The organism is Nocardia sp. NPDC059154, from assembly GCF_042755705.1.
GTDB lineage: Bacteria > Actinomycetota > Actinomycetes > Mycobacteriales > Mycobacteriaceae > Nocardia.
In genome coordinates this window covers 65,872-72,288 of record NZ_JBHZCS010000007.1, presented here as the reverse complement: position 1 = coordinate 72,288, position 6,417 = coordinate 65,872, and the positions used below count along the sequence as shown (strand labels likewise).

Annotated in this window: 6 protein-coding genes; 4 read left to right on the top strand and 2 right to left on the bottom strand. The window is 68.9% G+C overall.

Annotation, left to right across the window (positions count from 1 at the left end):
- Positions 1-150: 150 nt before the first annotated feature.
- Positions 151-954 carry an RDD family protein gene (locus tag ACFXN1_RS08745; protein WP_379435822.1) on the bottom strand — a complete coding sequence of 268 codons (804 nt, stop codon included), beginning with the start codon at positions 952-954 and terminating at the stop codon, positions 151-153.
- 295 nt (positions 955-1,249) lie between these two features.
- Between ACFXN1_RS08745 and ACFXN1_RS08740 the strand changes: the two genes are divergently transcribed.
- The gene (locus tag ACFXN1_RS08740; protein ID WP_379435823.1) at positions 1,250-2,116 is read left to right on the top strand and encodes a polysaccharide deacetylase family protein; all 867 of its coding nucleotides are present in this window, start codon (positions 1,250-1,252) and stop codon (positions 2,114-2,116) included.
- 59 nt (positions 2,117-2,175) lie between these two features.
- Here the strand turns inward: ACFXN1_RS08740 and ACFXN1_RS08735 are convergent, their stop codons facing one another.
- Positions 2,176-2,916 carry a hypothetical protein gene (locus ACFXN1_RS08735; protein WP_379435825.1) on the bottom strand — a complete coding sequence of 247 codons (741 nt, stop codon included), beginning with the start codon at positions 2,914-2,916 and terminating at the stop codon, positions 2,176-2,178.
- Between the two features lie 132 nt (positions 2,917-3,048).
- Here ACFXN1_RS08735 and serC point away from each other — a divergent pair, with 132 nt between their 5' ends.
- From serC to ACFXN1_RS08720, 3 genes are all read left to right on the top strand, one after another.
- Positions 3,049-4,173, top strand: coding sequence for a phosphoserine transaminase (serC, locus tag ACFXN1_RS08730; RefSeq protein ID WP_379397867.1), 1,125 nt, complete (start codon positions 3,049-3,051; stop codon positions 4,171-4,173).
- Positions 4,174-4,405: 232 nt separating this feature from the next.
- Positions 4,406-5,431 carry a septation protein SepH gene (gene sepH / locus ACFXN1_RS08725; protein ID WP_379435826.1) on the top strand — a complete coding sequence of 342 codons (1,026 nt, stop codon included), beginning with the start codon at positions 4,406-4,408 and terminating at the stop codon, positions 5,429-5,431.
- Between the two features lie 244 nt (positions 5,432-5,675).
- Positions 5,676-6,416, top strand: coding sequence for a DUF6928 family protein (locus tag ACFXN1_RS08720; protein ID WP_379397863.1), 741 nt, complete (start codon positions 5,676-5,678; stop codon positions 6,414-6,416).
- The last annotated feature ends 1 nt before the right edge of the window (position 6,417 follow it).

The following is a 6,417-nucleotide window of genomic DNA, read 5'->3' as shown; positions in this document are numbered from 1 at the left end:
CCCTCTCGAAACCTCGCCCCCGCCCCGGGCGGGGCTCTGGTGTCGCACAAGTACTCTAGTGCAAATACCACGTTGACCCGCAGCGGGAATCGCTGCGGGCCACCGTTTTTCACATCCGTCCCCGGGTCACCCCCCAGCCCCGGGAAGCTCTCAGCCCTTCACGACGATGGTGCTGACGATCTTGTCGGCGAAGGTCTGCTTCTTGTCGTCCCAGGCGGGCCACAGGAAGCCGAGGTAGCAGGGGAGGGCGTCGATGAAGTGCAGCAGGCGGCGGCCGATGGCGAGACCGAAACCGACCGGCTGGCCGGTGGATTCGCGGACCAACCGGATACCGACCACGCGCTTGCCCGGGGTCTGGCCGGTGGTGCCCTCCTGGTGGCTGATGAACAGCAGGCCCGCGACGCCGACGACGAAGGCGAGCAGCAGGCAGATGACGCCCACCGCGTTCATCCCACCGCCCGTGCAGGACGTGTGGTAGGTGCCGGGCGTGACGCTGCACTGCACCTTCGACGTGCCGGCGGTGACCGCGATGGTCCGCAGGATCGTGCCGGGCAGAACCCAGATCGCGCCGTCGATCAGGTACGCGCCCACACGCGCGCCCCAGCTCGCATACTGTGCCCCGTACCCTCCGAACGGCGCATAGCCGGGCTGCGGCGCCCCGTACGCGGGTTGCGCTGCGCCGTAAGCAGGTTGGGGCGCGCCGTACGCGGGCTGCTGCGGAGCGCCGTAGGGGGACTGGGCGTCATAGCCGGGCTGCGGAGCCCCGTACGCGGGTTGCGGGGCGCCGTACGCGGGCTGGGGCGCACCGTAACCAGGTTGGGGTGCGCCGTAGGCGGGCTGCTGCGGCGCGCCGTAGCCGGGCTGGGGTGCGCCGTAGCCCGGGGCGGGCTGATCGGCGGGCGGGTAGCCGTATCCGGGCTGCTGCTGCGGGTACGGGTTGTTCGGGTATGTCAATGCGTTTCCTTGCAAAGGGATTGTTTCGGTCGGGCAGGCTACAGTCTGGAGCAATCCGGCCTTCGGGATGAACTGGAAATCCGACACGCCGTGAGTGCTGCGCGATTGCTGATCCGCTCACCAGCGGCGGCGTCCCGAGGTGCTCGTATTCGGGCTGCGGCGGCGAATCCTGCAGTGGAACAATGGATTAAATCTGCACCAACGGCGGTGGCGAATTGGTTGCCGGATCGCAACGGTTGGAACAATCATGATCGTGGTCCTGGCTACTGCGACCGGATTCACATAACCTGCACCGGTGCTCGACGCAGGACTGTCCAGGCGCGGCTTCTTCGCCGCGGGCGCGGCGCTCGCCGCAGGCCTCGTCACCGCCGGATGCGGTGTGGCGAACGGCAATTCGTCCGACCGCATCCTCGATCCGCACGCCGGGGCCGATCCGGCCACCGCGCCGGCGCGGCTACCCGCCGCCACGGTGTCGCCCGACGCCGTGGCCGCGAAGTATGCCGGTCGGCAGCCGCAGGGCTGGGGCATGGACCTCGACGGCATCGTGACCGGGTTCAATGCCACGGGCAAGCAGTTCGCGGTCACCTTCGACGCCTGCGGCGGCCCCGGCAACAACGACATCGACGAGAACCTGCTGGCCTTCCTGCAGGCCCAGCAGATTCCGGCCACCCTGTTCCTGAACAAGCGCTGGATCGACGCGAATCCCGGTCGCGCCGGGCAGCTGGCCGCCAACCCGCTCTTCGAGATCGGCAATCACGGCACCGCGCACTGCCCGCTGTCGGTGAACGGCCGCGCCGCCTACGAGATCAAGGGCACCGCCTCCCCGCAGGCGGCCGTGGACGAGGTGTGGGGCAACCATCAGCGCATCACCGCCCTGACTGGTCACGCGCCCCGCTTCTTCCGCGCGGGCACCGCGCACTACGACGACGTGGCCGTGGCGATCGTGAAGGACCTGGGCGAGACCCCGGTCGGCTTCTCGGTCAACGCCGATTTCGGTGCTACCGCGACCGCCGCCCAGGTCCAGAACAACATGACGGCCGCCAAGACCGGCGGCATCTCCCTGGCGCACATGCACCGCCCCAAGTCGGGCACCGGCGCGGGCATGCTCGCCGCGCTGCCCGTTCTGAAGTCCAACGGCTTCCAATTCGTGCACCTGCCATAGCCTTTCGGGCACGTGCCACAGCCTTTCGGGCACGTGGCACAGCATTTCGGGCCCGGCGGTCAGCCGGGTAGCGAGGCCGCCCAGTCCACCGCGACGGATTCGCCGCGGTCGACGGTGAAGAAGGCGACCTCCAGATGCCGGCCCAGATCCACCAATTCCAGGGCGGACAGGGGGACCGGCTGCACCACCCGCACCCGCCACGGCCCCGGCTCGTCCCAGGCGTGCAGTTCCAGATCCAGCCGCAGCACCGGATCGTCTCTGCCGGTGTAGTCGGCTGCGACCGGTGTCGCGGCCAGCACGGTGGCGCGGGCGCGGCGACCGTCGGCCAGGATCTTGGCGATATTGGTGCGCGAGGTCTCCTCGGACGCGGGCAGATACAGCACCACCCGGTCGTCATCGCCCGGATCGACCCGGCAGCAGACCACATCGCCGGGCTGCATCCACTGCCGATCGGCCGCGTTCACCCGCTGCCGCACCCGCGTCTCGTGGGCATGCCGGCCCTCGAGCTGGACCCGGACCCAGAATTCCGGCCCCTCGGCAGTGTCGTGCACACCGAGCACGGTCGCGGCGCCCTCGACGCCGTGCAGCAGCAGTTCGCGCCGCGCGGCGTCGTCGAGCGCGGGCCCGCGGCGGGTGAGGCCGCGGGAACCGAATTGCGAGGACAGCCGGGCGAGCAGGCCGATTCGCGGGGCGGGCGCGACCTGCGGTCGCGGCCGACCGGAATTCGGTGGCGCGCCGCGTCCGGAATCGGGCGGCTGGTTGGAAGCGCTGCGCGGTCGCTCGTGTGCGGCCATGTCCATGGCGGTACACCGTAATCGCTGTGTGGTGCCCGACACAGCGATACCCGCGGTTTGCCGAACCCGCTCGTGGGAATGTTTTTCCGACCGGACCCGGGCGTGAGCGCGGGTGATAGCACCTCTACCCTTGTCGCCATGACCTCTGCGTTCCCGACCATCCCCGACGATCTCAAGCCCGCCGACGGACGGTTCGGTTGCGGCCCCTCCAAGGTCCGCCCCGAGCAGCTGCAGTCCCTGGTGGATACCGGCGCTTCGGTGTTCGGTACCTCGCATCGGCAGAAGCCGGTCAAGGACGTGGTGGCGCGGGTGCGCTCCGGTCTGCGCGACCTGTTCTCGCTGCCCGACGGTTACGAGGTCGTGCTGGGCAACGGTGGCACCACCGCGTTCTGGGACGCCGCCGCCTTCGGCCTGATCCGCGAGAAGTCGCTGCACCTGAGCAATGGCGAGTTCTCCTCGAAGTTCGCCTCCGTCGCCAAGGGCAACCCGTTCATCGGTGACCCGATCGTGGTGAAGTCGGAGCCGGGCGACGCCCCCGAGCCGACCTCCGACCCGTCGGCCGACCTGATCGGCTGGGCCCACAACGAGACCTCCACCGGTGTCGCCATCCCGGTGTCGCGCCCGGCCGGTTCCGAGCACGCGCTGGTCGCCATCGACGCCACCTCCGGCGCGGGCGGTCTGCCGGTGAACATCGCCGACACCGACGTCTACTACTTCGCCCCGCAGAAGTGCTTCGCCTCCGACGGCGGCCTGTGGATCGCGCTCATGAGCCCCAAGGCGCTCGAGCGGGTGGAGGAAATCAAGAACTCGGGTCGCTGGACCCCCGAATTCCTCTCGCTGCCCATCGCGATCGACAACTCCAGCAAGGACCAGACCTACAACACCCCGGCGCTTGCCACCCTGTTGCTGTTCGCGAACCAGATCGAGTGGCTGAATGGCAACGGCGGCCTGGACTGGGCCGTTAAGCGCACCGCCGACTCGTCCTCGCGCCTGTACTCGTGGGCCGAGACCAGCGCGTACGCAACGCCGTTCGTGCAGAACCCGGCGCTGCGCTCGCAGGTCGTCGGCACCATCGACTTCGCCGACACCGTGGACGCCGCGCAGGTGGCGAAGGTGCTGCGCGCCAATGGAATCGTGGACACCGAGCCGTACCGGAAGCTGGGCCGTAACCAGCTCCGCATCGGCATGTTCCCGGCCATCGATCCCGAAGATGTGTCGCAGCTGACCCGCTGCGTCGACTGGGTCGTCGAAAAGCTGGCCTGAGCAGTAAAAACGACATCGGTTCACGGTTCTCTCCCGATCTTCGGGAGATCGTGAAACCGCTTTCGCCGCTGAGGCGAATCGATCACACTAATGCGGCGCGGAAGTCTGGGAACAGATTTCCGCGCCGCGTGTCTTGCCCCATGATTCTCAGAAGTGCACTACTGTTCCAGAACGTGGGCGGTGTCGCGAGCCTAGCTATAGCTGTGAGTTGCGCAGCGAACAGGAGGTAACGGTGCGTGAACTTCGAGTAATCGGATTGACGCCCGATTCCACGCACATCGTGTGCATCGATACCGAGAGCGGCCAGAAGTACCGGCTCGCCGCCGACGATAAACTGCGCGCCGCTGCCCGCGGGGATCTTGCCCGATTCGGCCAAATCGAGATCGAAACGGAAGCCACGATGCGTCCTCGCGATATCCAGGCCCGTATCCGTGCCGGTGCGTCCGTGGAGCAGGTCACCGAAGAGTCGGGTATGCCGCTGTCGCGGGTGGAGCGTTTCGCGTATCCCGTTCTGCTGGAACGCGCCCGGGCCGCCGAGCTGGCGCAGAAGGCGCACCCGGTCCGCAACGACGGTCCCGCCGTGGAGACCCTCATCGAGATCGTGTCGGCCGCCTTCGCCGAGCGCGGCCACAATATCGAGGTCGCCGAATGGGACGCCTGGAAGGACGAGAAGGGCTACTGGGTGGCCCAATTGCAGTGGCAGGCGGGCCGTTCCGTGATCGCCGCGCACTGGCGCTACCAGCCGGACGCGCACGGCGGCTCGGTGGTGCCGCTCGATGACCCGGCCTCGGACCTGATCGATCCCGATTTCGGCCGGGCGCTGCGCGGCCTGGCGACCATCCTGCCGGACCAGACCGACCCGGTGGTGGACGAGGTGCCGGCCCCCGCGCCCGCACCGCGCGAGGAGCGGACCTCCGACTACGAGTCCGCGCCGGCGCGAGTCGCCAAGCAGCAGAACGTGGACGACTACTTCGAGCAGCGCGCCGCGGTCGGCGACGGCACCGTGCCGGTGACCACCGCCGCCGCCCCGGCGCCCGCGCCCGCTCCGGCGGCGAAGGAGCAGCCCGCTCCGGCGCTCCCGGCTGCCCCCGCACCAGCTCCGGCGGCTGCCGCCGAGCCCGCGGAACCGGCTCCCGCCCCGGCACAGCCGGCCGCGAAGGCCAACGCGCAGAAGCCGAATCGGGCCAAGCGGGGCGGCAAGGCGCCGATGCCGTCCTGGGAGGATGTACTCCTAGGCGTGCGGTCCTCCGGTCACTGAGTCCCACCGGGTAGGCCGCTCGAATTTCTCGGATGCTAGTGGGTTGCTGAATCCGCGGGCCATCCGCTCTGCGCCGCGCCGCGAAACGAGGTTCGCAACGGCGATATTTCGGCCCTCGCGGAGGTAGATTCATTGAGTCGGCGGTCAGCGCCGGGTCGATCCACGTCGATGCCGGCGATCGGCCGCCAGATGTTTGCTCCAAAGTAGCCAGCCTTTGTGCAGTGACTGAGGGGAGGTGACGTCGGTGCCATCAACGGTCTCGTCCCTGTGGTACGTCGACGCCCCCGATCCGGTGGCCGTGCTGCGTGCGCACCCGGGACCCGACCCGGACGCCGCCTTCGCACTCGCCAAACAGCTCAACCCGGACCGTGATGTGGTGCCCGCCGCCTCGGGCACCATGAAGGTGTGGGCGGGGCCGGATCCCGAATCCATCTATATCGGTTGCTATCCCGGCGTCACGGTCGTCTGCTCCGCCCAGGCCGCGCTGCCGCGCCCCACCAGACTGCCGGAGCTGCTGGTACGTCCGCTCGCCTCCGAGCAGACCTACCTGATCTCCTACGACCTGTCCCTGGGCTGGGGCGCGTTCGCGCATTGGGAACGCGGTGAATTCCGTCGCTCCTTCAGCGCGACCCGGGTCAATATCCTCGAGGACGAGGGCATGCCACGGGTGTGGGAGCGGCCCTATTGGGCGGGTGACCATCCCATCCACCTCGTGCCCGGCGAACTGCCAGACCCGCAGTTGCTGCCCTTCGACCCGCCGGACTTCGCCGACGCCGCCAATCAGGAGTGGCTCGGTTTCCGTTATCGCGGCCGGGATCCTGAGCAGGCGCTGACCGCTGACGGGATCGAGGTGTGCGGCTTCTCGCTGTTCCCCAGGGGCGAGGCGCCGATGATGGTGGAGGTCGTGCCGGAGGCGCCCGTCGAGCACAACGGCAGCAAACGCGGACTGCTGGGCTGGCTGCGCGGCCGCGACCGGGTCTCCTGAC